We start from the raw sequence: 26,546 nt of genomic DNA, 5'->3' as shown, positions 1-26,546 counted from the left end.
TCGGGCAGGGTCCCGCCCCGCACCCGCCAGGCAGGCCCGCGCAAGGCCAACCCGCTCCGCCAACTCGCACCAATCACATGCGCAACACGCAGTCCGGCAGATCGGAATGCCCCGCCCCGCCCACAAGGCCGGGGCAGCGCGGCTGACGAAAATGTCAGAATGCCGCCTCAGGCCGTGATGATCCCCCCGCCGCAGGCAAAAGGCGCGGGGTTTCCCCCGCGCCTTCGCCCAGTGCCGGACCGTCCGGAAAAAGGATCAGAAGAAGCCCAGCTTGTTGGGGTTATAGCTGACCAGCATGTTCTTGGTCTGCTGATAGTGATCCAGCATCATCTTGTGCGTCTCGCGTCCGATGCCGGATTGCTTGTAGCCGCCAAAGGCCGCGTGCGCGGGGTAGGCGTGATAGTTGTTCACCCAGACGCGGCCCGCCTCGATGTTGCGGCCAAAGCGATAGGCGCGCGTCCCGTCGCGCGTCCAGACACCGGCACCAAGGCCGTACATCGTGTCATTGGCGATGGCCAGCGCCTCGGCCTCGTCCTTGAAGGTGGTCACGCTGACGACAGGCCCGAAGATTTCCTCCTGGAAGACCCGCATCTTGTTGTGGCCCTTCAGGATGGTGGGCTGGATGTAATAGCCCTGCGCGATATCGCCATTGAACCGCGCGGCATCGCCGCCCACCAGAACCTCGGCCCCTTCCTCGCGGCCGATGGTGAAATAGGACATGATCTTGTCATGCTGCTGCTTCGATGCCTGCGCGCCCACCATGGTGGCCATGTCGCGCGGATCGCCCTGCTTGATCGCCTTCACCCGCGCGATGCAGCGCGCGATGAATTCCTCATAGATGTCTTCCTGAATCAGCGCCCGCGACGGGCAGGTGCAGACTTCGCCCTGGTTGAAGGCGAACAGCACGAACCCCTCCACCGCCTTGTCGAGGAAGGCATCATCCGCCGCCATCACGTCCGAGAAGAAGATGTTGGGCGACTTGCCGCCCAGTTCCAGCGTGACCGGGATCAGGTTGACGGTGGCCGCCTCCATGATCTTGCGCCCCGTCGCCGTCGATCCGGTGAAGGCGATCTTGGCGATCCGGTTCGACCGCGCCAGCGCATTGCCTGCCTCCGCGCCCAGACCGTTGACGATGTTCAGAACCCCCGCAGGAAGCAGGTCGGCGATCAGTTCTGCAAGAACCATGATCGCCGCCGGGGTCTGTTCGGCGGGCTTCATCACGATGCAATTGCCCGCCGCCAGCGCCGGGGCCAGTTTCCACGCCGCCATCAGGATGGAAAAGTTCCACGGGATGATCTGCCCCACCACACCCAGCGGTTCGTGGAAATGATAGGCCACGGTGTCATGGTCGATTTCCGACATCGTGCCTTCCTGGCTGCGCAGGACACCGGCGAAATAGCGGAAATGGTCCACCGACAGCGGAATGTCTGCATTCACCGTCTCGCGGATCGGCTTGCCGTTGTCCCATGTCTCGGCCATGGCCAGAAGGTCGAGGTTCTCTTCCAGACGGTCGGCGATCTTCAGCAGGATATTCGACCGATGCGCCGCGCTGGTCTTTCCCCAGGCTTCCTTCGCGGCATGGGCGGCATCCAGCGCCTTCTCGATATCCTCGGGGCCAGAGCGGGCCACCTCGCAGACCTTCGCCCCGGTGATCGGGGTGATGTTGTCCATATAGCGCCCGGCCACCGGCGGCACGAAGGCCCCGCCGATGAAATTGTCATAGCGGGCGCGGAAAGGCGAACCGGCCGTCGTCTCGGACTGCGTCATCACGTTCATGGGATATCCTCCTCGGGGTTGGACCGCCTCCTCGCGGCCTTGCACCAACCCTGCGCCCACCGCCTGAGTCGCACATCCCGCCCCCGGGCGATGGCCCGCCCCACCTGTCGCAACCCTGCGACAGGTCAGCCCCGAAAAATGCCGCAGCCATCCCGGTCGCTTCCCGGCTCTGCCCGCGCCACCTGCCCCGCCGCCAGCAGGGTAAGGATCGCCAGCAGCGCAAGCACGGCCACCCGCAGCCGCCGCGGGCCGCTCCGGTCCCCCGTCTCCGACAGGCATTTCGCCACACGCCGCGCCATGAACATCCCCCCTGCGCCGGTTCGGACCTGGATCCCGCCCGACGCGACTCGATATATTCCACGAAATATATCGCAGCTTCACCCTGCACCGTCCAGCCGCCCCCGAACCGACACGGATATTCCCCACAGAAAATATCGCTTGCCAATCCTCGCCCCTCCGACTGATATATCCGTCAAACCATATCGACAGGAGGACCCATGCCCCGCCCGCTCATTTCCGCCCTCGCCTCCACCCTCGCCCTGGCCCTCGCCACCCCCGCCGCCGCGGATGAGGTGGTCGTCTTCGCCGCCGCCTCGATGAAGACCGCCCTCGATGCCGTCGCCGCCGATTTTCAGGCCGCAACCGGCCATCAGGTGACCATCAGCTATGGCGGCTCCAACGCACTGGCCAAGCAGATCATCGAAGGCGCGCCCGCCGATATCTTCCTCTCCGCCGCCGTGAACTGGATGGACGAGGTGGAAAAGGCCGGCCTCATCGCCGATGGCACGCGCCGCGATCTCTTTGGCAATACCCTTGTCCTGATCGCCCATGGCAAGGACGCCGCCCCGGTCGAGATCGGGCCCGGCCTCGATCTGGCGGGCCTGCTGGCCGGGGGACGGCTGTCCATGGCCATGGTCGATGCCGTGCCCGCCGGGCAATATGGCAAGGCCGCGCTGGAAAGCGTCGGCCTCTGGCCCTCGGTCGAAGCCTCGGTCGCACAATCCGAAAACGTCCGCGCGGCCCTGACGCTTGTGTCCACCGGCGAGGCCCCACTCGGCATCGTCTATGCCACCGATGCCGTCGCGGATGACAATGTCACCGTCATCGGCACCTTCCCGGCGGACAGCCACAAGCCGATCACCTATCCCGGCGCGCTGCTGACCAACGCCGCCGATACCGCCGACCGCGCCTTTCTTGACGCCTTGTCGTCGGATGCGGGCGATGCGAAATTCGCGGAACAGGGTTTCGCGATCCTGAACTGATCCCTCACCCAAGGCGGCCCCGAAACGGCATGACAGACTGGCTCACCCCCGATGAATGGCGCGCCGTGGCCCTGTCGCTGCGCGTCTCCTTCTGGGCCACGCTGATCAGCCTGCCGCTCGGCATCTTCATCGCCTATGCGCTGGCCCGCTGGAATTTCTGGGGCAAGCAGATCCTGAATGGCATCGTCCATCTGCCGCTGATCCTGCCGCCCGTGGTGACGGGCTACCTTCTGCTTGTCACCTTCGGGCGCAAGGGCAGCATCGGGCAGTATCTGGATCAATGGTTCGGCATCGTCTTCGCCTTCCGCTGGACGGGGGCCGCCCTGGCCGCCGGGGTCATGGCCTTTCCCCTGATGGTGCGCGCCATCCGCCTGGCGATCGAGGCCGTGGATCCCCGTCTCGAACAGGCCGCCGCCACGCTGGGGGCCTCGCGGACCTGGGTCTTTGCCACCGTCACCCTGCCGCTCATCCTGCCCGGCATCATCGCAGGCGCCATCCTCGCCTTCGCCAAGGCGATGGGGGAATTCGGGGCCACGATCACCTTCGTCTCCAACATCCCCGGCCAGACCCAGACCCTGCCCTCGGCGATCTATGCCTTCCTTCAGGTGCCCGGCGGCGAAGGCAATGCCGCCCGCCTTGTCTGGATCGCCATTGCCATCGCCATGCTGGCCCTGCTCGCCTCGGAATGGCTGGCCCGCCTGGTCGCGCGCAGGATCTCGGGCCAATGACGCTGCATCTGTCGCTGACCCACCATTTCCCGGGCTTCACCCTGCAGGTGGCCTTCGATGCCCCCCCTGGCGTGACCGCGCTTTTCGGGCGCTCCGGCTCTGGCAAGACCACGGTGATCAACGCCGTGGCGGGCCTCCTGCGCCCCGATCAGGGGCGCATAACCGCCAATGGCACCGTGCTTCTGGATACCGCAACCGGCCGCGACCTGCCCGCCCATCGCCGCCGCATCGGTTATGTCTTTCAGGATGCGCGCCTCTTTCCCCATCTGACCGTGCGGCAGAACCTGCTCTACGGTCGCTGGTTCGCCCCCCGGCAGGCCGCGCCCGGCAAGGCCGCCGATTTCGCCCGCATCGTCGACCTGCTCGACATCGCCCCCCTGCTCGACCGCCGCCCCGCCGCCCTTTCAGGCGGCGAGAAAAGCCGCGTCGCCATCGGCCGCGCCATCCTCTCCGACCCACGCCTTCTGGCCCTGGACGAACCGCTCGCCGCGCTGGACGAGGCGCGCAAGGCCGAAATCCTGCCCTATCTCGAACGCCTCCGCGATGAGCTGCACCTGCCCATCCTCTATGTCAGCCATGCCATGGCCGAGGTGGCCCGCCTCGCCAATACCATCGTCCTGATGGAGGCGGGCCGCGTCACCGCCGCAGGCCCCACCGCCGCGATCCTTTCTGATCCCGCCACCGCCCCCGGCCTTGGCCTGCGCGAGGCGGGCGCGCTGCTCGCCGCCCGGATCGACGCGCACGAGGCCGATGGCCTCACCCGCCTCTCCAGCGCGGCAGGCCCGCTCTGGCTGCCCCGCGTGGCCGCCCCGCCGGGAACCCCCCTGCGCATCCGCATCCTCGCGCAGGATGTCATGCTGGCCACCACCCGCCCGCAGGAGATCTCGGCGCTGAACATCCTGCCCGCCACCATCCGCGACATCCGCCCCGGCGATGGCCCCGGCGCGCTGGTGCGCCTCGATGCCGGGGGCGAGACGATCCTCGCCCGCATCACCCGCCGCTCGGCGGATGCGCTGGCCCTTGCCCCGGGCAAGCCGGTCTTTGCCATCCTCAAGGCCGTCTCCGTCGCGCAGGAAAGCGTGGGCCGCGACGGCTGAGCGGGTTCAACCCGGCAGCGTCACGATGATCGGCCCGCCCCGCGTCGCAACGACGGTATGTTCATACTGCACGACCGGCGCCCCGGGCGCGCTGAACAGCGTCCAGTCATCCGCCTCTCCCTGCACCGCCATATGCCCGCCCAGCGACAGGAAGGGCTCCACCGTCAGGACCATCCCGTCCCGCATCCGCCGCCCATCCCCCCGCGTCGGCCATGTCGCGATCTCTTCGGGATATTCATGCAGCGCCCGGCCCACGCCATGGCTCGCCAGATTGCGGATCAGCGTATAGCCCCGCGCCTCGGCAAAACGGCCGATGGCCTTGCCGATCCCCGCGATGGGCCGGTCATGGCCCACCTGCGCGATCCCGATCTGCATCGCCCGCCGCCCGTCCCGGCACAGCCGCTCCAGCGCGGGCGCCACCGCGCCCAGACGAAAGCTCGCCCCCGTATCGGCAAAGAACCCATCGCGCGAGGCCGACACGTCGATATTGACCAGATCCCCCGCCGCCAGCCTGCGCCCGCCCGGAATCCCATGCGCGATTTCCTCGTTCACGCTGATGCAGGTCGCGCCGGGAAAGCCATAGGTCGCACGCGGCGCCGGGATAGCCCCCGCGCGCTCCAGCAACTCCTGCCCGATGGCATCAAGCTCGCCCGTCGTCATGCCCGGCTCCATCGCCCGGGCCATGGCCTGCATCGTATTGGCCACGATCCGCCCGATCGCCCGCAGCCCCTCCAGCTCGTCCTGATGCGTGATCGTCATTCCGACCCCTTTCCGATGGCTCCCGCGCCCCAGCCAGGGCCGTCCTACAAGGGACACTGCCCGTCATCGCCCAGAAGGACAAGGCAAAGCCACCCCCCAGCCCCGGCCATCGCCTTTATCCCGGGAACAGCCCCGCCAGATATCTGTCCAGATGCTGCGCCCACAGGGCAGGCTTGAACAGCAGCGCATGCCCAGCCGGGGCGGAAACGAACACCCCCTGCCCGCCAGCCGCGCGAAAGCCGTCGAAATTGGCCCGGCAATGCCCGATGCTGTAATAGGGGTCATTCCGCCCGTGCAGCCAAAGCGTCGGGATGCCCGCCGCCCCGCCGCGCGCGAACAGGGGCGGGTTCACCGCCACATGCGCCGGGCAGGCCTGTCCAAGCCAGCCCCCGTTGAAATTGACGGCCCCGCCATAGACGCCTGGCCGCATCCCGGCATGGGCGATGGCAAGGATCCCACCGCGCGACACCCCGCCGACGACAAGGCGGCCCCGGTCGGCATCCGGCAGAAGCGGCAACGCGCCCAGCACGGCATCCAGATCCTCGACCGCCCGCTCGAACCCCGCCAGCGCCACCCCCGCCTCGCAGGAATAGCCCGAACCATCCGCCGCCAACCCCTCGCCATAGGCCCCGCCCGATCTGCCTCGCCCCCGGCGCTGCGGAAACAGCGTCATCCATCCCAGCCCCGCCAGATGCCCCGCGATCACCGCCGGGCTGATCGACCGCCGGAACATGGCGGGGTTCTGCCCTCGCCCGGTCGATCCATGGTGGAAGATCATCGTGGGAAAGGGCCCCTTTCCCGCGGGCCGCGCGATGACAATCTCCAGCAGCACCCCCGCCTCCAACGACGGCACGAAGACCCGCTCCAGCCCGGACCGCCGGCTCATGCCCGCCCCGGTCCCGCCCCGCCTTCGGGCGCCAGCGCCGGGCGCGGGCGTCCGGCCAGTTCCACCGCCGCATTGGCCCCGATCCCCGTCATGCACAACAGCCGCACGATGATCTGGTCCGAGGCACTTGCAGGCACCTGCCCGGTGGTGATCGCAAGGCCCGCCCCGATCAGCGCATGCGAGGTCAGCCGCCAGACCAGATCCGCATTCGATACTTCGAACCGCCCGGCCTGCGAGGCCAGCCGCAGGTCGCGGATCGCAAAGGGCCCCATCATCCGGAACAGCGCATCCGCGATCACCTCGGATCGGTGCAGCATCTGCGCCCAGCGCACATCCCCGGTTGCGGTATCCAGCACGGTGCGGATGCCATAGGCATAGACCTGGGCCGGATCCTCGAACCGGTCCGTCACCGCCTGGATGCGCAACGCCAGATCATGCATCAGCGTCTCCAGCACCGCGATGGCCAGCTCATCCTTCGACTTGAAATAGTTGTAGACGGTCCCCGCCCCGACATCGGCCCGGTCCGCGATTTCCAGCATCGTCGCGGCTTCCACGCCCTTTTCCGTCATGATGTCCCGCGCCGCCGCCACCAGAGCATCGCGATTGCGCCGCTGCCTGCGGGCCACGCGCCCCTCGGCCGGGGCCTGCTGATCACCATCTTCATTCATATCCGAATCATATTCACTTTCTCGCCCGACCTCAACACAGGGCCAGTTCCGCAACCCGACCCAGCCTTTTCAAGCACTTGCGCAACCTCCGGCAGGGTCCATCCGAAAACTTGACGACAGTTCATTTTTGATGAACGATCATAAAAGACTGATCGTCACACAACGAAGCGATCATTAGGACCGTCCGGCCACCGGCCCGACCCAGGGAGGAAAACCATGAACCGCATTCCGGGCGTCGACAGCATCGACGCCGATGTCGCCATCGTGGGCGCAGGCCCCGTCGGCACGCTGCTTGCCATCCTGCTCGCCCGGCGCGGCAAGCGCGTCACGCTGATCGAACGCTGGTCGCAGCACTACGCCCTGCCGCGCGCCGTGACCTATGATCACGAAATCGCCCGCATCCTTGCCACGCTGGGGATCGATTCCGAAAACGACCCGGCGATCAGCTTCCATGACGAGCTTTACTACTGGAAAACCCGCGACAGGCAGGATCTCCAGATCGTCGACTGGCAAAGCCAGTCCGCCTCGGGCTGGCGCGTGCGCTACTGGTTCAACCAGCCGATGATGGAACAGCGCCTCCTCGCCATCGCCGCCGGCCTGCCCGAAATCACCCTTCTGCGCGGCTGGCAGGGGATCGGCCTGCAACAGGATGCAACCGGCGTCACCCTCTCGCTGCAACGCAACCCCGAAGAATGCGGCCCCGATGCCGAAAGCCGCAGCCTGCGCGCGCGCTTCGTCGCCGGGACCGACGGCGCCAACAGCTTCGTCCGCGAGGCGCTGGGGATCGAGAACGAGGATCGCGGCTATTTCTTCGACTGGCTGATCCTCGACATGATCCCGCATTTCGACTACGTCGCCAGCCGTGGCGGCGAACCGGCGCAATGGCAGCTCTGCGATCCGGCCCGCCCCACCACCATCGTCCCCGGCGGCCCCGGCCCCGTTCCGGGCGGCCCCGCCCGGCGGCGGTGGGAGTTCATGGTGCTGCCCGGCGAATCCGCGCATGATCTGCAGAAACCCGAACGCGCCTGGGAATTGCTGGCGCCCTGGGGCCTGACGCCCGACAATGCCACCCTCGAACGCAGCGCCGTCTACCGCTTTCAGGCGCGCTGGGCGCGGCAATGGCACAAGGGACGCTGCCTGATCGGCGGCGATGCGGCCCATCTCATGCCGCCCTTCGCGGGTGAAGGCATGTGCGCGGGCATCCGCGATGCCGTGGCGATGGCCTGGCGGCTGAACGGCATCCTCGAAGGCCGCTTCGGCCTTGATGTGCTGGACAGCTACACCTCCGAACGCATCGCCCATGCCCGCCACTACATCGACTTCAGCCAGGAACTCGGCCAGATCATCTGCATCGCGGACGAGGCCACCGCCGCCGACCGTGACGCCCGCATGATCGCCGATCTTGCCGCGCGCGGCGGCACGCCCGTCCCCACCGATATCTGCCAGTTGGGCCAGGGGGCCTGGTGCGCCGACAGCCCCCACGCAGGGGAGCTTTCGGTCCAGGGCGTGGTGGAACGTGACGGCCGGAAGGGCCGCTTCGATCAGGTCGTGGGCCAGGGCTGGGTCCTGCTCGGGCATGGCGTCGATCCGCTTGCCGCCCTGACGGAAACCCAGCGCCGCCAACTCGCCGGGCTTGAGGGCACAGGCATCCGCCTTGCCGCCGCGGGCGACACCGGCGATGCCGTCGATGTCGAAGGCACGATGGGCCGCTGGCTGGATCGCATCGGCGCGCGCTACGTGCTGATCCGCCCCGATTTCTACGTGGCCCTCACCGCCGACAGCCCCGAAACGCTGCAATCCCGCTTCGCCCGGGTGATGCAGGCGCTCCATTTGCGCACGGATCAGGCCATCGCCGCGGAATGAACCACAGGCAGCCCGCCAACTATATACCCCAAAGGCATGTAGCGGCGGGTTCATGCGATCAAATGTGTCGGGATGGCATCGTAGCATCCCGGCAGTCGCCAAGGCCCGCCCGTCCGGAGGAGACGGACAAGCCACGGGCGGAACACCGCCGTCGTGACAGACATCACCCAAGGGAGGACAGGAATGATCACTCGTCGCAGACTGTTGAAATCCGGCGCTGCCTTTGCCGCCGCCACCTCGTCGGGCCTCGCGCTGCCCGCCTATGCGCAGGCGAGGAAACTGAAGATCGGCTATGTCAGCCCGCAGACCGGCCCGCTTTCGGCCTTCTCCGCCGCCGACAGTTTCATGGTGGAGAAATTCCTCGCCTCGGCCCCCGGCCTGGGTCTCGATGTCGAGGTGATCGTCAAGGACAGCCAGTCCAACCCCAACCGCGCCGCCGAAGTCGCCAAGGAACTGATCAGCCGCGATGAGGTGAACCTGATCCTTGTCGCCTCCACGCCCGAGACGACGAACCCCGTCTGCTCCATCGCCGAACAGGAAGAGATCCCCGTCATCTCCACCGTCGCCCCCTGGCAGCCCTGGTTCATCGGCCAGCAGGGCAATCCCGGCGACCCCTCCACCTGGCAGGAATTCGATTACGTCTACCACTTCTTCTGGGGGCTGGAGGACAACATCGCCACCTTCATGAACATGTGGGGCATGGCCTCGACGAACAAGAAGGTCGGCGCGCTCTGGCCGAATGACGGCGACGGCAACGCCTGGGCCTCGCCCGATGTCGGCATGCCGCCCGCGCTGGCCGCGGCGGGCTACGACCTCACCGATCCGGGCCGCTACCAGAACCTGACCGATGATTTCTCGGCCCAGATCAACGCCTTCAAGCAGGCCGGCTGCGAAATCATGACCGGCATCCCGATCCCGCCCGATTTCACCACCTTCTGGACCCAGGCCAAACAGCAGGGCTTCAACCCCAAGCTCGTCTCGGTCGCCAAGGCGCTGCTCTTCCCCGAAAGCGTCGCCGCTCTGGGCGAACTGGGCCACAACCTGACCGCCGAGGTGTGGTGGTCCCCCAACCACCCCTTCAAATCCTCGCTCACCGGCGAAAGCGCGGCCGACCTTGCCACCGCCTTCGAGACGGCGGCGCAACGCCAATGGACCATGCCCGTGGGCTTCGTCCACGCGCTCTTCGAAGTGGCCGCCGACGCGATCAAGCGCACCGATGACCCGACCGATGGCGATGCCCTGGCCGAGGCGGTGGCGACCACCAACCTCGATACCGTGGTGGGCAAGGTGCAATGGGGCCGTGACAACGTGCCGGAATTCGCGCGCAAGAACATCTCCAAGACCCCGCTGGTCGGTGGCCAGTGGCGGCGCAAGGAAGATGGCACCTTCGACCTCGTGATCGTGGAAAATGCCGGCGCGCCGGAAATCCCGCTGGGTGGCACGCTGGAAACGCTGGCCTGACGAAACCCTGCCCCGGCCCCGGCCCGGCGTCGTGCCGGGGCCTCCCTTCCCCGCAAAGGCCACGCCCATGGCGATCCTGTCCCTCCACTCGGTCTCGAAATCCTTCGGGGCGCTCAAGGTCACCGATGATGTCAGCTTCGACCTGAACCCGGGCGAGGCGCTGGGCATCATCGGCCCCAACGGCGCGGGCAAATCCACGCTCTTCAACCTGATCACCGGCAATATCGCCGCCGATCAGGGGCGCATCCTCCTCGATGGCCGCGATGTCACCCGCACCCCGCCGATGGACCGCGTCCGCGCGGGCATCGGCCGGTCCTTCCAGATCCCCCAGCCCTTCGGCAACCTCTCGGTCTATGAAAACCTGCTGGTCGCCGCCCGTTTCGGGGGCGAGGTGACCGCAACCGAAGCCCCCGCCTTCTGCATGGATATCCTGTCGCGCACCGGCCTTGCGGCCGTGGCGGAAAAACCCTCCGGCGGTCTGTCCCTCCTGCAGCGCAAGCGGCTGGAACTCGCCCGCGCCATGGCCACCCGCCCCCGCGTCATCCTGCTGGATGAAATCGCGGGCGGCCTGACCGATGCCGAATGCGTGGAACTCGTGGCCACCATCCGCGCCATCCATGCCGAAGGCACCGCGATCCTCTGGATCGAACATGTCCTGCATGCGCTGAACTCGGTCGTGGAACGGCTCATGGTGCTGAACTTCGGGCGGATGCTGATGATCGGCCAGCCCGATCAGGTCATGGCCTCGCCCGAGGTGCGCGAAATCTATCTGGGAATCGACGCATGACAGCCCTTCTCTCCATCGCGGGCCTCACCGCCCATTACGGCGATTTCCAGGCCCTCTTCGGCGTCGACCTCACGCTGGATCAGGGCCAGACCATCGCCATCATCGGCGCCAATGGCGCGGGCAAGACCACCCTCATGCGCGCCATCACCGGGGTTGCGCGTGTCACAGCCGGAACCGTCACGCTGGACGGGGAGGACATCACCCGCCACCCCGCCCCCGATATCCTGACGCGCGGCATCGCCATGGTCCCCGAAGGCCGCCGCCTGTTTCCCTCGCTCACGGTCGAGGAGAACCTCATGATCGGCGCCCATGCCCGCACCGGCAACGGCTTCTGGACGCTCGACCGCGTGCAGGCCCTCTTTCCCATCCTGAAAGACCGCCGCCACAACCCCGGCACCGCCCTGTCGGGCGGCCAGCAGCAGATGGTCGCCATCGGCCGCGCCCTGATGTCGAACCCCCGCGTCCTGCTCTGCGACGAACTCTCGCTGGGCCTTGCCCCCGTGGTCATCAAGGAAATCTACGCCGCCTTCCCCCAGATCAAGGACAGCGGCACCTCCATCATCGTGGTGGAGCAGGACATCGGGCAAGCCCTGCGCGTCGCCGATCACGTCCATTGCATGATGGAAGGCCGCATCACCCTGTCGGGCCGCCCCGCCGATCTGTCGCGCGACGCCATCCACGACGCCTATTTCGGAGTGAGCCACGCATGATCCTGATCGACACACTCGCCCAGGGCCTGCTTCTGGGCGGCCTCTACGCCCTCTTCGCGGCGGGGCTTTCGCTCGTCTTCGGCATAATGCGGCTGGTCAACCTCGCCCATGGCGACCTGATCATCCTCGGCGCCTATCTGATCCTCACCCTCACCACCCTCACCGGCCTGCATCCCTTCCTCTCCGTCCTTCTGGCCGCGCCGCTAATGTTCGCCCTCGGCTGGCTCCTGCAGACCCATCTCCTCAACCGCGTCCTCGGCACCGATATCCTGCCGCCGCTTCTGGTCACCTTCGGCCTCTCCGTCGTCATCCAGAACGGCCTGCTCGAAGCCTTCACCGCCGACAGCCGCAAGCTTTCGGCAGGCAGCATCGAGGCCCAGTCCCTCGACCTCGGCATCGTCACCCTGGGCGTGATGCCGCTGCTGACCTTCGCCTCCGCCGTGGCGGTGGTCTTCGCGCTGAACCTGCTCTTCTACCGCACCGCCCTTGGCCGCGCCTTCCGCGCCACCTCGGACGATGCCACCACGGCCCAGCTCATGGGCATCCGCCCGCAGCGCATCTTCGCCATGGCCACCGGCATCGCCCTTGTCGTGGCCACCATCGCCGCGCTCTACCTTGGCACCCGCGCCAATTTCGATCCCTCCATCGGCCCCGCCCGCCTGCTCTATGCCTTCGAAGCCGTCATCATCGGCGGTCTGGGCAGCCTCTGGGGCACGCTCGCGGGCGGCATCGTCATCGGCATGGCGCAGGCCATCGGCGCGTCGATCAATCCCGAATGGCAGATCCTGTCAGGCCATGTCGCCTTCGTGCTGGTGCTGCTCATCCGCCCGCGCGGCCTCTTCCCCCGCGCCAATGACTGAGGACCGGACATGACACTTTCCCGCAACCTCGGCCTCGGCCTTGCCTTCCTGGCCCTCGCGCTGATGTATGCCCTGCCCGCCATCGCGCCCCGCGCCATCGTGCAGGATCTCTTCGGCATCCTGACGCTGCTTGTCCTTGCGATGAACTGGAACATGCTGGCCGGTTTCGCGGGCCTCGTCTCGGTGGGCCAGCAGGCCTTTGTCGGCATCGGCGCCTATGCCATGTTCGCCGCCATCATCCTGCTGGGCCTCGATCCGCTGCTGGGCGTGCTGATCGGCGGTCTTGCCGCCGCCGCCTTCTCCATCCCCATGGCCTTCTTCGCCTTCCGCCTGAACGGCGCCTATTTCGCCATCGGCACCTGGGTCGTGGCCGATATCGCCCGCCTCGCCATCAGCCAGTGGAAGGCGCTTGGCGGCGGCACCGGCACCTCGCTGCCCAAGGGCACGGCCCGCGACATGGCCTTCGTCGACCAGATCAAGGAGATGCTGGATGTCTCCAGCGCCGCCGCCGCCGATGCGCTCACCTACTGGCTGATGCTGACGCTGGCCGTCGCCATGCTGGCGGCCTCCTATCTCTTCCTGCGCTCGCGCATGGGGCTGGGGCTTCAGGCCATCCGCGACAATGAGAATGCCGCGCGCTCGGTCGGCGTGGACCCGGTGAAACTCAAGGCGCTGGTCTTCCTGCTCACCGCCTTCGGCACGGGGCTATGCGGCGCGCTGGCCTTCATCCAGATCACGCGCGTCACCCCCGACGCCGCCTTCTCGGTGATCGACTGGACCGCCTTCGTCATCTTCATCACCGTCATCGGCGGCATCGGCACCCTGCCCGGCCCCATCGTCGGCGTGGTGGTCTTCTACGCCCTGCAACGCGCCCTGGCGGATTACGGCACCATCTACCTGATCGTGCTGGGCTGCCTCGGCATCGCCGTCATGCTCTTCGCCCGCCGCGGCCTCTGGGGGCTTTTCACCGACCGCACGGGGATCGACCTTCTGCCCCTCACCCACCGCCCGCCGCAGCCTGCGGCCCGGCACCCCAAAGCCCCCCGCGCCGCCTGACGCATTCACCAAGGACCGCCCCATGAAACCCTACTTTTCCGAAGAGACCTCCGTCGAAACGGTCAATGCCCGCATGGGCGCCACCACCAGCCCCCGCCTGGCCGAGGTGATGTCCTGCCTCGTCAAGCACCTTCATGCCTTCGCCCGGGAATGCCACCTGACCCAGGCCGAATGGGAAACCGGCATCGACTTCCTCACCCGCACCGGCCAGATCTGCTCGGGCGAGCGGCAGGAATTCATCCTTCTCTCCGATGTCCTGGGCTTCTCGATGCTGGTCGACGCGATCAACAACCGCCGCCCGCCGGGGGCCACCGAAAACACCGTCTTCGGCCCCTTCCATGTCGATGACGCCCCCATCCGCGCCATGGGCGACAACATCAGCCTCGATGGCAAGGGAGAGCCCTGCCTCTTCGAAGGCAAGGTGCTGGATCTGCACGGCACCCCGATCGAGGGCGCCTGCGTCGATGTCTGGTCCGACAATGCCGACGGCTTCTACGATGTGCAGCAACCGGGCATCCAGCCGAAATGGAACAATCGCGGCCGCTTCATCACCGGCGCCGACGGGGCTTATGCCTTCCGCGGCATCAAGCCCATCTCCTACCCCATCCCCGATGACGGCCCCGTGGGCAAGATGCTGGCCGCCCTTGGCCGCCACCCCTATCGCCCGGCCCACATGCATTTCCTCGTCACCGCGCCGGGTTTCCAGAAGCTCGTGACCCATACCTTCGTGGGCGATGATGCCTATCTGGAAAGCGACGCCGTCTTCGGCGTGAAACAGACGCTGATCGCCCCCTTCGAACGGCTGCAAGGGGCCGATACGCCCTGGCGCTCGCCCTTCGATTTCGTCTTGACCCCGGAATGAGGGCCGCATCATGCCGAATGTGAAGATCTTCGTCGATGACAGCCTCTATCCCGGCATCCGCGAACCGCTGGTGCAGGCCCTCGGCCCGATCCGCGACATGCTCTGCCAGGATCTGTCGGTCGATGTGCCCGCCTGCCAGTTCGCCCTGCTGCCGGTCGGCGCCATGCCCGACCTGCCGCGCGTCAATGTGGAAATGGCGATCCTGCCCCGCCCGGACCGCACCCGAGAGGTGATCCTCGCGGTCTGCGCCAAGCTGCGCAGCATGGTCGAGGCCGCCACCCGAACCCATGTCGCCGTGCGCGTCACCGCGCTCGACCCCGAAACCTACATCGCCCTGAAATAGGAAACCGGAATGGACAAGACCCTGCCCGACCTTGCCACCGCCGTGGCGGGCGTGACCGATGGCATGACCGTGATGATCGGCGGCTTCGGCGGCTCCGGCGCGCCCATCGAACTGATTCACGCCCTGATCGACCGCTTCCTCGCCACCGGCCATCCGCGCGACCTGACGGTGATCAACAACAACGCAGGCAATGGCCATGTCGGCCTTGCCGCCCTGATCGAAACCGGGATGGTCCGCAAGCTGATCTGCTCCTTCCCCCGCTCCGCCGATCCGGTGGTCTTCACCGAACGCTACCTTGCCGGCCAGATCGAACTGGAGCTTGTCCCCCAGGGCACGCTCGCCGAACGCATCCGCGCAGGCGGCGCGGGCATCCCCGCCTTCTACACCCCCACCGGCTATGGAACCGACCTCGCCCATGGCAAGAAGATCGAGGAATTCGACGGCCGCGCTTACGTGCAGGAACGCTGGCTCAAGGCCGATGTCGCGCTGGTCAAGGCGCATCACGGCGACAGGCTCGGCAACCTCACCTACCGGATGGCCGCGCGGAACTTCAATCCGCTGATGTGCATGGCCGCCAGCACCACCATCGTGCAGGTCAGCCGGATCCTTCCCCCCGGCGGGATCGACCCGGAATCCGTCATCACCCCCGGCATCTTCGTCCAGGGCCTCGTCCTTGTCGAAAACCCCGCCCAGGAAGAAGACCTCAACCGCGCCGGTGCCCGCTATCCAGAGGCCGCCCTATGACCGCGAAACTCACCCCCACCCAGATCGCCTGGCGCGCGGCGCAGGACATCGCCGACGGCGCCTATGTCAATCTCGGCATCGGATTCCCCGAAATGGTCGCGCGCTTTCAGCCGCCCGGCCGTCAGGCCATCTTCCACACCGAAAACGGCATCCTGGGCTTTGGCGAAGCCCCCGCCCCGGGGGCCGAGGATTGGGATCTCATCAATGCCGGGAAGAAGGCCGTCACCCTGAAGCCCGGCACCGCCTTCTTCCACCATGCCGACAGCTTCGCCATGGTGCGCGGCGGGCATCTCGACGTGGCGATCCTCGGCGCCTATGAGGTGGCCGAAACCGGCGATCTCGCCAACTGGTCCACCGGCCCGAAAGGCGTGCCCGCCGTCGGCGGCGCGATGGACCTTGTCCATGGCGCGAAACGCGTGGCCGTCATCACCGACCATGTGACAAAGGACGGCAAGCCGAAACTCCTGAAACGCTGCACCCTGCCCCTCACCGGCGTCGCCTGCGTCACCCGGGTCTATTCCAGCCTTGCCGTGATCGACATCGAGGATGGCCACTTCGTCCTGCGCGAAAAACTGCCCTCCCTCTCGCTCTCGGACCTGCAATCCCTCACCGGCGCGGAACTGCACATCCCCGCCCCGGTCCAAGACCTTGTCACGCCGGATCTCTGACCATGACCCCCGTCTATCTCTGCGACTATATCCGCACCCCCATCGGCCGCTTCGGCGGTGCGCTGTCCGCGGTCCGCCCCGATGATCTGGGCGCGATTCCGCTCCGCGCCCTCATGGCCCGCAACCCGGGCCTGGACTGGGACGCCGTCGACGATGTCATCCTCGGCTGCGCCAATCAGGCGGGCGAGGATAACCGCAATGTCGCCCGCATGTCCGCCCTGCTGGCCGGGCTGCCCGTCGCCGTCACCGGCACCACGATCAACCGCCTCTGTGGTTCCGGCATGGACGCGATCCTCACCGCCGCCCGCGCCATCGCGGCGGGCGAGGCCGATCTGATGATCGCAGGCGGCGTCGAATCCATGTCCCGCGCCCCCTTCGTCATCCCCAAGGCCGACAGCGCCTTCTCCCGCCATGCCGAAATCCACGACACCACCATCGGCTGGCGCTTCATCAACCCCGCCATGGACAAGGCCCATGGCACCGACTCCATGCCCCAGACCGGCCAGAATGTCGCCGATGACTACGGCATCAGCCGCGACGCACAGGATGCCATGGCGCTCTCCTCCCAGACCAGGGCCGCCGCCGCCCAGTCCAATGGCCGCCTTGCCCGCGAAATCACCCCCGTCACGATCCCGCAGCGCAGGGGCGACCCCCTCACCGTGGACCGCGACGAACACCCCCGCGCCACCACGATGGAGGCGCTGGCCAAACTCAAACCCCTTTTCCCCGACGGCTCCGTCACCGCAGGCAATGCCTCGGGCGTGAACGACGGCGCGGCGGCCCTCCTCATCGCCTCCGAAACGGCGATGAAGCAGCACGGCCTGACCCCCATCGCCCGCATCCTCGGCGGGGCCACCGCCGGCGTGCCGCCCCGCATCATGGGCATCGGCCCGGCCCCGGCCAGCCAGAAACTCATGGCCCGCCTCAACCTCACCCCATCCGACTTCGACGTGATCGAACTCAACGAGGCCTTCGCCGCCCAGGGCATCGCCACGCTCCGCCAACTGGGCATCGCCGATGATGACCCCCGCGTGAACCCCAATGGCGGGGCCATCGCGCTGGGCCACCCCCTCGGCATGTCCGGCGCGAGGATCACCGGCACGGCGGCGCTGGAACTGGCCCTCACCGGCCGCCGCCGCGCGCTTGCCACCATGTGCATCGGCGTGGGACAGGGCATCGCCATCGCGCTGGAACGCCCCTGATCACCCCCGCCGCCGCGTCACCTGCGCCTCGTGCTGGATCCGGGCTTCCAGAAGGGCGACCTCGTCCTTCAGGAAATCCCCGAACTGCCGCAGCGCAGGCGGCAGCGAGGCGCGGTCGAAGGTCAGCATCCCCAATTGCCGGTCGGGATGTTCGATCTTCAGACGCAGCGCCTCCAGCCCCGATGTCTTGCGCGTCAGGAAGACCACCGAATAGGGCAGCACCGTCAGCGAATCCGACCCCGCCAGGATCGAGATGATCGAGGCCAGCGTCCCCCCCGAAAAGCTGACGCGGAAATCCTCTTTCCCGATGGATTTCAGCGCCCGCTGCAGATCGCGGAACAGCGGGCTGTCGGCGGGGGGCGCGATCCAGGGATAGGGTTCGATATCGGCCAGCGTGATCGTCTTGCGCCGCGTCAGGGGATGCCCTGCCCGCGCCGCGATCACGTTCCGCCCCGGCAGAAGCGGGACAAAGCTCATGTCCGCGGGCACGCTGCCCTGATGCAGCGGCACGATCGCCATGTCGAGGCCCCCGTTCCGCAGGCTCGTGGCAAGCTGGTCGAAATAGCCGTAGGATTGCGCGATCTGCACATCGGGATGCCGCGTCTGGAAATCCGCGATGAAGGTGGACACGACCCCGTCCATGAAGATGGGCGTCCCCGCGATCCGCAGTCGCCCCGTATGCCCCCGGCGATAGCTTTGCACCAGACGGCTCGCCTCGGCATTCAGCGCATGGATGCGCGCGCCAAGCCGGGCCAGATTCTCGCCCAGTTCCGTGGGCCGCAACGGCCGCTTGCCCGGCTCGAACAGGGGCGCGCCGATCCGGTCCTCCAGCAGGGCCATGGTGCGCGAAACCGAAGGCTGCGACTTGCCCAGCGCCTCCGCGCCCTCGGTCAGACCGCCCTTCTCGACGATCATCGCCAGGATTTCCAGATGTTCACTGTCCAGCTTCATAACATCAGATCATATTAGACCCGCGCGATCCGATCAATATCGCGCGCCCATGCCGCTACCTTCCCGCCACAGACGATCCGGAAGGCCCCCGCAGCATGTCCCTTTTCATCGACCAGTTCACCACCACCCTTCCCGGCGTCCGTGTCCGCTTCGGCCCGGGCGTCCGCCACAGGGTCGCGGAAGAGATGGACATGCTGGGTCTTTCCCGCGCGCTGATCCTGACCACGCCCCAGCAAGCCGAAACCGGCGCGGAATTCGCCGCCATGCTGGGCGACCGCGCCGCAGGCAGCTTTGCCCGCGCCACCATGCACACGCCCACCGCCATCAGCGAAGAGGCCACCACGCTCGCCCGCGACTGCCGCGCGGATTGCCTGCTGTCCATCGGCGGCGGCTCGACCACCGGCCTTGGCAAGGCCATCGCCCTGCGCACCGACCTGCCCCAGATCGTGATCCCCACCACCTATGCCGGGTCCGAGGCGACCCCGATCCTCGGCCAGACGGAAGACGGCCACAAGACCACCATCACCACCCCCAAGGTCCAGCCCGAGGTGATCCTCTACGATGCCGAACTGGTGCGCAGCCTGCCCGTGGGCATGACGGTGACCTCCGCCCTCAACGCCATGGCCCATGCCGCCGAAGGGCTCTATGCGCAGAACCGCTCGCCCCTCTCCACCCTAATGGCGCTGGAAGGGCTGCGCGCCTTCCGCGATGCCCTGCCCCGCGTGCAGGCAAACCCCGATGACCTGCAGGCCCGGGGCGAAACGCTTTACGCCGCCTGGCTCTGCGGCACGGTCCTTGGCACCGTCGGCATGGCGCTGCATCACAAGCTTTGCCACACGCTCGGCGGCAGCTTCGACCTGCCCCATGCCGAAACCCATGCCGTGATCCTGCCCCATGCCATCGCCTATAACGAACAGGCCGCCGCGCGCGATCTTGCCCCCATCGCCGAAATCTTCGGCGGCGCGACCCCCGGTCAGGCCCTGCATGCCTTCGCCCGGCGCATGAACGCCCCGCTCGCCCTGCGCGATCTTGGCATGGCCGCGGCCGATCTCGACCGCGCCGCCGATATCGCGACGCAGAACCCCTACTGGAACCCGCGCCCCGTCGAGGCGCGCGCAATTCGCGGCCTGTTGCAGGCCGCATGGGAAGGCGCGGCCCCCGCCGCCTGACCGCAACACGCATAAAGGGAGGACAACATGGCAGACATCACCACCGAGGTGCTCATCATCGGCACGGGCCCCTCCGGCTCCGCCACGGCGGCGCTTCTTTCGACCTATGGCATCCAGAACATGGCGATCAACCGCTACCGCTGGCTGGCCAACACGCCGCGCGCCCATATCACCAACCAGCGCGCGATGGAGGTGCTGCGCGACCTCGGCCGCGATGTCGAGGATGAGGCCTACATGTTCGCCACCCATCAGGATCTGATGGGCGAGAACATCTTCTGCGAAAGCCTGGCGGGCGAGGAAATCGGGCGCATGAAATCCTGGGGCAACCACCCCCTGTCGCGCGCCGAACACCTCATGTCCTCGCCGACCAGGATGAACGACCTGCCGCAAACCTTCATGGAACCGCTGCTCTTCAAGACCGCCTGCTCACGCGGCACGCAGGCGCGCATGTCCACCGAATATGTCAGCCACGTGCAGGATGCCGAAGGCGTCACCACCACCTGCCGCGACCGCCTGACGGGCAAGGACATCACCATCCGCTCGAAATACCTGATCGGCGCGGATGGCGGCAAGTCGCTGGTCGCCGAACATGCGGGCCTGCCCTATGAGGGCAAGATGGGCGTCGGCGGCTCGATGAACATCCTCTTCCGCGCCGACCTGTCGAAATACGTGGCCCACCGCCCCTCGGTCCTCTACTGGGTCATGCAGCCCGGCGCGGATGTCGGCGGCATCGGCATGGGCCTTGTGCGCATGGTGCGCCCCTGGAACGAATGGCTGATCGTCTGGGGCTATGACATCAACGGCCCCGAACCCGAGGTGACGCCCGAATTCGCCACCGGCGTGGCCCGCCAACTGGTGGGCGACCCGGATCTGGAAATCGAACTCCTCTCCGCCAATACCTGGACGGTGAACAACCGCTACGCCACCCGCACCACCAATGGCCGCGTCTTCTGCATGGGCGATGCCATCCACCGCCACCCGCCATCGAACGGGCTTGGCTCCAACACCTCGATCCAGGATGCCTTCAACCTCGCCTGGAAGCTGGCCATGGTGCTGAAGGGCCAGGCCGGCGAACGCCTGCTCGACAGCTACAATGACGAACGCGCCCCCATCGCGAAACAGATCGTCACCCGCGCCAACCAGTCCATCGCTGAATTCGGCCCGATCTTCGAATCGCTGGGCATGGGCGAAGGCGTCGATCCCGTGCAGATGCAGAAGAACCTCAACGCCCGCACCGAAGGGACCGAGGCCGCCGAACGCCAGCGCGAGGCGATCCGCAAGGCCATCGCCTTCAAGAAATACGAATTCGATGCCCATGGCGTCGAGATGAACCAGCGCTACCGCTCTTCCGCCATCGTCACCGACGGCCAGATCGAACCCGCCTTCGCGCTGGATGCCGACCTGCATTATCAACCCACCACATGGCCCGGCGCGCGCCTGCCCCATGCCTGGCTCTACCGCCGCGATACCGGGGCCGAGGTTTCCACCCTCGATCTCTGCGGCCATGGCCGCTTCACCCTGCTCACCGGCCTGGGTGGCGAGGCATGGGTGCAGGCCGCGCAATCCGTGGCCGAGGAGCTGGGCATCGACATCACCACCCATGTCATCGGCCCCCGCCAGACTTTCATCGACCATTCCGGCGACTGGGCCCGCGCCAGCGAGATCCGCGACAGCGGCTGCCTCCTCGTCCGCCCCGATCACCATGTCTGCTGGCGCGCCGAAACCCTGACGGCCGCACCCCGGCCCGATCTGCTGCGCGTGATGCGCGCCGTCCTCGCCCGCTGATCCTGCCGGGGCCGCCCCCGCCCCTGCCCCGACCACGGGGCGCGCGGGGGCGGCCCCTCATGCCTGCCGCTTGCCATGACGGCAAATATAGGGTAGCCCCCTACCCTATGAGCCATACATCCCACCACAAATCCACCCTCCTCGCCCGCGTCCGCCGCCTCAAGGGCCAGATGGAGGCGATCGAGCGCGCCCTCGAAACCGGCGCCCCCTGCGCCGACATCCTCAACCTTGCCGCCTCCGTCCGCGGGGCGACCAACGGCCTTGTCGTCGAACTGCTCGAGGATCACCTGCACAGCCATGTCGTGCAGGCCGAAACCGACGCCGACCGCAGCGCCGCAGCGCTGGAACTTGTCGATGTGATGCGGAGACATCTGAAATGACCGCGGCCCCCCATGACCACGTCTTTCTGGGCCAGGACCATGTGCGCAACGAAAGGCGCAGCTGGATGGTCATCGCCCTGACCGCAACCATGATGATGGCCGAGATCGCGGCGGGAACGATCTTCGGCTCCATGGCGCTGCTGGCCGATGGCTGGCACATGTCCACCCATGCCTCGGCCCTGCTGATCACGGCGCTGGCCTATCGCTATGCCCGCCGCCACGCGACCAACCCGCGCTTCACCTTCGGCACCGGCAAGCTGGGCGATCTCGCCGCCTTCGGCAGCGCCACCGTTCTTGCCATCGTGGCCCTGCTGATCGGCTGGGAAAGCCTGATGCGGCTTTACAGCCCCATCGCCATCCGCTTCGATGAAGCGATCCTCGTCGCGGTGATCGGTCTCGCGGTGAACCTGCTCAGCGCCTGGCTGCTGCGCGACGATCACCACCATCACGGCCACCACGGCCACCACGGACACGGCCACCACGCCCACCACCACGACCACGACCACGACCACGACCACGACCACGACCACGACCACGCACAACACGGCCCCTCGCGCGACAACAACCTGCGCGCCGCCTATCTTCATGTCCTGGCCGATGCGCTGACCTCGGTCATGGCGATCCTCGCCCTTCTGGCCGGGCGCAGCTATGGCTGGACATGGCTGGATCCGATCATCGGGGTCATCGGCGCCCTTGTCATCCTGCGCTGGTCCTGGGGCCTTCTGCGCGACAGCGGCGCGGTGCTGGTGGACTACCTCCCCGAAGGCCAGGACCTGCCCGCCGAAATCCGCGCCGCCATCGCCACCGAGACCGACGAGATCGTCGATCTCCATGTCTGGCAGCTTGGCCCGGGCCATCATGGCGCGATCCTGTCGATCCTCAGCGCCGATCCCCAGCCCCCTCAGGAATACCGCCGCCGCCTGTCCGGGGTGCAGGATCTGTCCCACATCACCATCGAAGTGCAACCCAAGGCCGCCTGACGGCCCTCACCGGCACCGACGCAGGGGCACAGCGGCCCCCGGCCGCGCTCCCGGAAACCGCGCCGGTTGCCCCGCTCACATCCCCAGACGCGGCATCTCGATGGCCGGGCAGCGGTTCATCACCACCTCCACGCCCGCCGCCCGCGCCCGCGCCGCCGCCGCTGCGTCCTCCACGCCCAGTTGCATCCACACCGCCTTCAGCCCCGGCAGCACCGCCAGCGCCTCATCGACCACCGCCCCCGCCTCTTCCGAGCGGCGAAAGATGTCGACCATGTCCACCCCGCCGCCGATCTCGGCCAGGGATGCCCGCACCACCTCGCCCAGCGCCTCCTGCCCCGCCTGCCCCGGATTGACCGGGATCACCCGGAACCCCTTGCGCTTCAGGAAGGCCGCCACGCCATGGCTCGGCCTGTCGGGCTTGGGCGACCAGCCCACCACTGCGATGGTCCGCACCGCGCCAAGGATGCGGCGGATATCGTCATCTGTCATGCAAACCCCCAGAAGAAAAAAGCGCCCGGGCCTCTGCGGCCGGGCGCCAGTCGCGGAACGAGGGACAGTGAACGAGACGCGGGTGTTCCGAACCCGCTCCCTGCCCTGTGACATAGAAGGCGCAGCTTCGGATTTAAGGGCCGATCCCGCATTCGTGATCTGCCCTAGCCCTTGCCCCCGCCGCGCTGCGCGGCCGCATACAGCCCCACCGCCGCCGCGTTCGACACGTTCAGCGACCCGAACGCCCCCGCAAAGGGAATGCGCGCGATCACGTCGCAGGTCTCGCGCGTCTTGTCGCGCAGCCCCGGCCCCTCGGCCCCCAGCACCAGCCCGACAGGGCGCGTGCCCACCGCCGCCATCGCCTCGGCCAGAGGCACCGTCCCGTCGCCATCCAGCCCGATCAGGACGTAACCCATCTCCTTCAACTCCACCATCGCATCGGCAAGGTTCGTCACCCGCAGATAGGGCTGCCGCTCCAAGGCCCCGCTCGCCGTCTTGGCCAGCGCCCCCGTCTCCGGCGCGGAATGGTGGCGGGGTGCCACCACCGCCCGCGCGCCGAACACCTCGGCCGACCGCAGCACCGCGCCCACGTTATGCGGATCCGTCACCCGGTCCAGAAGCACCACCAAGGGCGCCCCCGCCCCCGATATCGCCACATCCGCCAGCTTGCCCCAGTTCAAGGGCCGCGCCTCCAGCGCCGCGCCCTGATGGACCGAGCCCTCGTCGATCGGCACGTCGAACTTGCGCGGGTCCACCACCTCGGGCTCCATCCCGCTCGCGGCCACGGCCTCTTCCAGCCGGTCCAGCGCATTCTTCGTCACCACCAGCCGCAGCTTCTCGCGCGCGGGGTTCACCAGCGCATCCCGCACCGCATGGATGCCGAACAGCCAGACCGTCTCCTTCGCCTCGGCCCGCTTGGCGCGTTCCTTGTCGATCACCCAGGTCGGCTTCTTGGCTCCGGTCTTCATCGCGCAATCCCCATCACATCCTTCCCCATCCATGTCCCCCGAACCGCCCCCGATGCAAGCGCGATTTCCCGCCGCTTTCCACCTTGACGCCCCCTCCCCCCTCGGCTATCCCCGCCTCGCGTCGGGCGACGAGCTGCAAGGTGCGGCAGCGGACTGTAACTCCGCCGGGGAGACCCATGCCTGGTTCGATTCCAGGGTCGCCCACCATCCCTTCCTCTGCTAAAGGGTGGTGATCATGACAAAAGACGCATCCTTCCGCTTCACCCACGCCATCACCCGCCGCCCCGCGGCCACCATCACCCAAGGCCTGCGTGCCGTCGATACCGGCACGCCCGACCTTGCCACGATGCAGGCCCATCACGCGGCCTATATCGCCACCCTGCGCGCCACCGGCGCGACGGTCATCGAACTCCCCGCCCTCGACGCCTATCCCGACTCGGTCTTTGTCGAGGATACGGCCCTCTGCCTGCCCGAGGGTGCCATCATCATGCGCCCCGGCGCCCCCACCCGCCTGGGCGAGGCGGCCGAGATGGAACCCCAACTCCGCGCCCTTTACACCACCATCGCCCGCATCCAGGGCCCCGGCACCATCGAAGGCGGCGACATCCTCGTGACGGGCCGCGAAATCCTCGTGGGCCAATCCGCCCGCACCGATGCCGCAGGCATCGCCGAACTCCGCGCCATCGTCACCGCCTGGGGCCACAGCTTGCGCGAAGTGCACACCCCCCCCGGCGTGCTGCATTTCAAGACCGATTGTTCCCTGCTGGATGCCAACACGATCCTCTCCACCGAACGCCTCTCCGCCTCCGGCTGCTTCGACGGCTACAAGCTGATCCACACCGCCCCGGGCGAAGAGGCCGCCGCCAACACGATCCGCTTCAACGATGTTGTGCTGATGCCCGCAGGCTTCCCCGGCACCAGACAGCGCATCGAACAGGCGGGTTTCACCGTCGTCGAAATCGGCAACTCCGAATGCGCGAAACTCGACGGCGGCATGTCCTGCCTCTCGCTCCGCTTCACCCCCTCCTGATCCCACCCGGGGGAGTTACCAGTGTCCGCGTTCAACATCCTCTGCATCGGCCAGGCGGGGCGGCTTCAATACGAAGCCGTCCTCCTCGCCGCCACGCTCCGCGCGCAATCGCCCGGCTTCCAGGGCCGCCTCCTGATCGCCACCCCGCGCCCCGGCCCGCTCTGGGCCGGCCAGAACCCCCAGATCACCGATTCCGCCACCCTCGCCCTGCTCGCTGACCTGGGGGCCGAGGTGATCCCCTTCGAAAGCCGCGCCTTCGGCGCCGCCTACCCCCATGGCAACAAGATCGAGGCGCTGGCCCATATCCCCGACGCGCCCTTCCTCTTCCTCGACACCGACACGATCATCACCGGCGACCTCTCCACCCTGACCCCCGATTTCACCCGCCCCACGGCCTCGATGAAACGCGAAGGCACCTGGCCGCAGATTGAACTCTACGGCCCCGGCTATACCGGGATCTGGGGCAGCCTCTACCGCCGCTTCGGCCTCGATTTCGAAACCTCGCTCGATCCCGCGCAGCCCGATGAATACTGGCAGCGCTACCTCTATTTCAACGCAGGCTGGTTCCTGCACGAAAGCCCCCGCCGCTTCGGCGCGCTCTTCCTGAAATACGCCACCGAAATCGCCCGCGACCCCGGCCCGGAACTGGCCTGCCAGACGCTTGACCCCTGGCTCGATCAGGTGGCGCTTCCCCTGGTGATCCATGCCCTGGGCGGCGGCCGCCCCGGCCCCGAACTCGCGGGCCTCGACGGCGCGCTCACCTGCCACTGGCGCATCCTGCCGCTCTTCTTCGCCCGCGAAAGCGACCATGCCGTCGCGGTGATGGAAAAGGCCGCCGCCGACACGCGCGTCGAACGCGTCCTGCGCCACTACGCCCCCTTCAAGAAGATGCTCTACAAGGGCCAGGGCCAGGAAGTCCGCGCCCTCTTCGACCGCGCCGATCTGCCGCGCAAGGAACAGGCGATCCGCAACGCGATCAAGCGCGCGGGCCTCTGGACGCGGTGATCCCCCTCCGGCAAGGCGGGGTGAACCCCGCCCTACCAACCCCTCTCCCTTCCGACA

General features: G+C 67.5%; 28 protein-coding genes and 1 tRNA gene. 21 read left to right on the top strand and 8 right to left on the bottom strand.

Going from position 1 to position 26,546, the window contains the following annotated elements:
- Positions 1-255 precede the first annotated feature (255 nt).
- A complete protein-coding gene (gene adh / locus G5V65_RS03265) occupies positions 256-1,776 on the bottom strand; it encodes an aldehyde dehydrogenase (protein ID WP_165047036.1) in 1,521 nt (506 codons plus the stop codon).
- Positions 1,777-1,901: 125 nt separating this feature from the next.
- Positions 1,902-2,075, bottom strand: coding sequence for a hypothetical protein (locus G5V65_RS03260; protein ID WP_165047035.1), 174 nt, complete (start codon positions 2,073-2,075; stop codon positions 1,902-1,904).
- A 198-nt stretch (positions 2,076-2,273) separates the two neighbouring features.
- On the opposite strand from G5V65_RS03260, the gene modA reads away from it, so the two are divergent.
- From modA to modC, 3 genes are read left to right on the top strand one after another with little or no spacing between them, the layout of a single operon-like run.
- Positions 2,274-3,038, top strand: a complete 765-nt coding sequence (modA, locus tag G5V65_RS03255) for a molybdate ABC transporter substrate-binding protein (protein WP_165047033.1) — start codon at positions 2,274-2,276, stop codon at positions 3,036-3,038.
- A gap of 29 nt (positions 3,039-3,067) precedes the next feature.
- Positions 3,068-3,766: a molybdate ABC transporter permease subunit gene (modB, locus tag G5V65_RS03250; RefSeq protein ID WP_165047031.1), complete on the top strand. Its 699-nt coding sequence runs from the start codon at positions 3,068-3,070 to the stop codon at positions 3,764-3,766.
- On the top strand, positions 3,763-4,863 hold the full coding sequence (gene modC / locus G5V65_RS03245; RefSeq protein ID WP_165047030.1) for a molybdenum ABC transporter ATP-binding protein: 1,101 nt from the start codon (positions 3,763-3,765) through the stop codon (positions 4,861-4,863). The genes modB and modC overlap by 4 nt, the downstream gene beginning before the upstream one ends.
- A 6-nt stretch (positions 4,864-4,869) precedes the next feature.
- Here the strand turns inward: modC and map are convergent, their stop codons facing one another.
- The 3 genes from map to G5V65_RS03230 form a co-directional block, all read right to left on the bottom strand.
- Positions 4,870-5,622 (bottom strand): type I methionyl aminopeptidase, encoded by a 753-nt coding sequence (gene map, locus G5V65_RS03240; RefSeq protein WP_165047028.1) that lies wholly within the window; start codon positions 5,620-5,622, stop codon positions 4,870-4,872.
- A gap of 115 nt (positions 5,623-5,737) precedes the next feature.
- The gene (locus G5V65_RS03235) at positions 5,738-6,508 is read right to left on the bottom strand and encodes a dienelactone hydrolase family protein (protein ID WP_165047026.1); all 771 of its coding nucleotides are present in this window, start codon (positions 6,506-6,508) and stop codon (positions 5,738-5,740) included.
- Complete coding sequence (locus tag G5V65_RS03230; RefSeq protein ID WP_165047025.1) at positions 6,505-7,176, bottom strand: TetR/AcrR family transcriptional regulator; 672 nt, start codon at positions 7,174-7,176, stop codon at positions 6,505-6,507. Before G5V65_RS03230 ends, G5V65_RS03235 begins: the two co-directional genes overlap by 4 nt.
- Positions 7,177-7,392: 216 nt before the next feature.
- Here G5V65_RS03230 and mhpA point away from each other — a divergent pair, with 216 nt between their 5' ends.
- From mhpA to pcaF, 11 genes are all read left to right on the top strand, one after another.
- A complete protein-coding gene (mhpA, locus tag G5V65_RS03225; RefSeq protein WP_165047023.1) occupies positions 7,393-9,039 on the top strand; it encodes a bifunctional 3-(3-hydroxy-phenyl)propionate/3-hydroxycinnamic acid hydroxylase MhpA in 1,647 nt (548 codons plus the stop codon).
- Positions 9,040-9,222: 183 nt separating this feature from the next.
- On the top strand, positions 9,223-10,500 hold the full coding sequence (locus G5V65_RS03220) for an ABC transporter substrate-binding protein (protein WP_165047022.1): 1,278 nt from the start codon (positions 9,223-9,225) through the stop codon (positions 10,498-10,500).
- Positions 10,501-10,567: 67 nt separating this feature from the next.
- Positions 10,568-11,287, top strand: a complete 720-nt coding sequence (locus G5V65_RS03215) for an ABC transporter ATP-binding protein (protein ID WP_165047020.1) — start codon at positions 10,568-10,570, stop codon at positions 11,285-11,287.
- A complete protein-coding gene (locus tag G5V65_RS03210; RefSeq protein WP_165047018.1) occupies positions 11,284-11,997 on the top strand; it encodes an ABC transporter ATP-binding protein in 714 nt (237 codons plus the stop codon). The genes G5V65_RS03215 and G5V65_RS03210 overlap by 4 nt, the downstream gene beginning before the upstream one ends.
- Positions 11,994-12,857: a branched-chain amino acid ABC transporter permease gene (locus G5V65_RS03205; protein ID WP_165047017.1), complete on the top strand. Its 864-nt coding sequence runs from the start codon at positions 11,994-11,996 to the stop codon at positions 12,855-12,857. The genes G5V65_RS03210 and G5V65_RS03205 overlap by 4 nt, the downstream gene beginning before the upstream one ends.
- 9 nt (positions 12,858-12,866) lie before the next feature.
- On the top strand, positions 12,867-13,913 hold the full coding sequence (locus tag G5V65_RS03200; RefSeq protein ID WP_165047015.1) for a branched-chain amino acid ABC transporter permease: 1,047 nt from the start codon (positions 12,867-12,869) through the stop codon (positions 13,911-13,913).
- A 22-nt stretch (positions 13,914-13,935) separates the two neighbouring features.
- On the top strand, positions 13,936-14,775 hold the full coding sequence (locus G5V65_RS03195; protein WP_165047014.1) for an intradiol ring-cleavage dioxygenase: 840 nt from the start codon (positions 13,936-13,938) through the stop codon (positions 14,773-14,775).
- A gap of 10 nt (positions 14,776-14,785) precedes the next feature.
- Positions 14,786-15,118: a hypothetical protein gene (locus tag G5V65_RS03190; protein ID WP_165047012.1), complete on the top strand. Its 333-nt coding sequence runs from the start codon at positions 14,786-14,788 to the stop codon at positions 15,116-15,118.
- Between the two features lie 9 nt (positions 15,119-15,127).
- On the top strand, positions 15,128-15,862 hold the full coding sequence (locus G5V65_RS03185; protein ID WP_165047011.1) for a 3-oxoacid CoA-transferase subunit A: 735 nt from the start codon (positions 15,128-15,130) through the stop codon (positions 15,860-15,862).
- Positions 15,859-16,530 (top strand): 3-oxoacid CoA-transferase subunit B, encoded by a 672-nt coding sequence (locus tag G5V65_RS03180; RefSeq protein ID WP_165047009.1) that lies wholly within the window; start codon positions 15,859-15,861, stop codon positions 16,528-16,530. The genes G5V65_RS03185 and G5V65_RS03180 overlap by 4 nt, the downstream gene beginning before the upstream one ends.
- Before the next feature lie 2 nt (positions 16,531-16,532).
- Positions 16,533-17,732 (top strand): 3-oxoadipyl-CoA thiolase, encoded by a 1,200-nt coding sequence (gene pcaF / locus G5V65_RS03175; RefSeq protein WP_165047007.1) that lies wholly within the window; start codon positions 16,533-16,535, stop codon positions 17,730-17,732.
- Here the strand turns inward: pcaF and G5V65_RS03170 are convergent, their stop codons facing one another.
- Positions 17,733-18,683 (bottom strand): LysR family transcriptional regulator, encoded by a 951-nt coding sequence (locus G5V65_RS03170; RefSeq protein ID WP_165047005.1) that lies wholly within the window; start codon positions 18,681-18,683, stop codon positions 17,733-17,735.
- A 95-nt stretch (positions 18,684-18,778) separates the two neighbouring features.
- On the opposite strand from G5V65_RS03170, the gene G5V65_RS03165 reads away from it, so the two are divergent.
- The 4 genes from G5V65_RS03165 (at position 18,779) to dmeF (ending at position 22,997) form a co-directional block, all read left to right on the top strand.
- Entirely contained in the window at positions 18,779-19,852 is a 1,074-nt protein-coding gene (locus G5V65_RS03165; protein WP_165047003.1) for a maleylacetate reductase, read from the top strand.
- Between the two features lie 27 nt (positions 19,853-19,879).
- A complete protein-coding gene (locus G5V65_RS03160) occupies positions 19,880-21,637 on the top strand; it encodes an FAD-dependent oxidoreductase (RefSeq protein WP_165047001.1) in 1,758 nt (585 codons plus the stop codon).
- 107 nt (positions 21,638-21,744) lie between these two features.
- Positions 21,745-22,017, top strand: a complete 273-nt coding sequence (locus G5V65_RS03155; protein ID WP_165046999.1) for a metal/formaldehyde-sensitive transcriptional repressor — start codon at positions 21,745-21,747, stop codon at positions 22,015-22,017.
- Positions 22,014-22,997, top strand: a complete 984-nt coding sequence (gene dmeF, locus G5V65_RS03150) for a CDF family Co(II)/Ni(II) efflux transporter DmeF (protein ID WP_165046998.1) — start codon at positions 22,014-22,016, stop codon at positions 22,995-22,997. Before G5V65_RS03155 ends, dmeF begins: the two co-directional genes overlap by 4 nt.
- A gap of 75 nt (positions 22,998-23,072) precedes the next feature.
- Here the strand turns inward: dmeF and G5V65_RS03145 are convergent, their stop codons facing one another.
- Positions 23,073-23,486, bottom strand: a complete 414-nt coding sequence (locus G5V65_RS03145) for a CoA-binding protein (protein WP_165046991.1) — start codon at positions 23,484-23,486, stop codon at positions 23,073-23,075.
- 164 nt (positions 23,487-23,650) lie between these two features.
- A complete protein-coding gene (gene rlmB / locus G5V65_RS03140; protein ID WP_165046989.1) occupies positions 23,651-24,454 on the bottom strand; it encodes a 23S rRNA (guanosine(2251)-2'-O)-methyltransferase RlmB in 804 nt (267 codons plus the stop codon).
- A 123-nt stretch (positions 24,455-24,577) separates the two neighbouring features.
- Between rlmB and G5V65_RS03135 the strand changes: the two genes are divergently transcribed.
- The 3 genes from G5V65_RS03135 to G5V65_RS03125 all read left to right on the top strand — a co-directional run bounded on the left by G5V65_RS03135 (position 24,578) and on the right by G5V65_RS03125 (position 26,489).
- Positions 24,578-24,661, top strand: a tRNA-Tyr gene (locus G5V65_RS03135).
- Between the two features lie 28 nt (positions 24,662-24,689).
- Positions 24,690-25,484, top strand: a complete 795-nt coding sequence (locus G5V65_RS03130) for a dimethylarginine dimethylaminohydrolase family protein (RefSeq protein WP_165046988.1) — start codon at positions 24,690-24,692, stop codon at positions 25,482-25,484.
- A 21-nt stretch (positions 25,485-25,505) separates the two neighbouring features.
- Complete coding sequence (locus G5V65_RS03125; RefSeq protein WP_165046987.1) at positions 25,506-26,489, top strand: hypothetical protein; 984 nt, start codon at positions 25,506-25,508, stop codon at positions 26,487-26,489.
- The last annotated feature ends 57 nt before the right edge of the window (positions 26,490-26,546 follow it).

It is taken from the genome of Paragemmobacter kunshanensis, from assembly GCF_011059185.1.
Taxonomy (GTDB): Bacteria; Pseudomonadota; Alphaproteobacteria; order Rhodobacterales; family Rhodobacteraceae; genus Paragemmobacter; species Paragemmobacter kunshanensis.
Note: the sequence above shows the minus strand (reverse complement) of the source record. Positions and strands in the feature narration are given on the sequence as shown.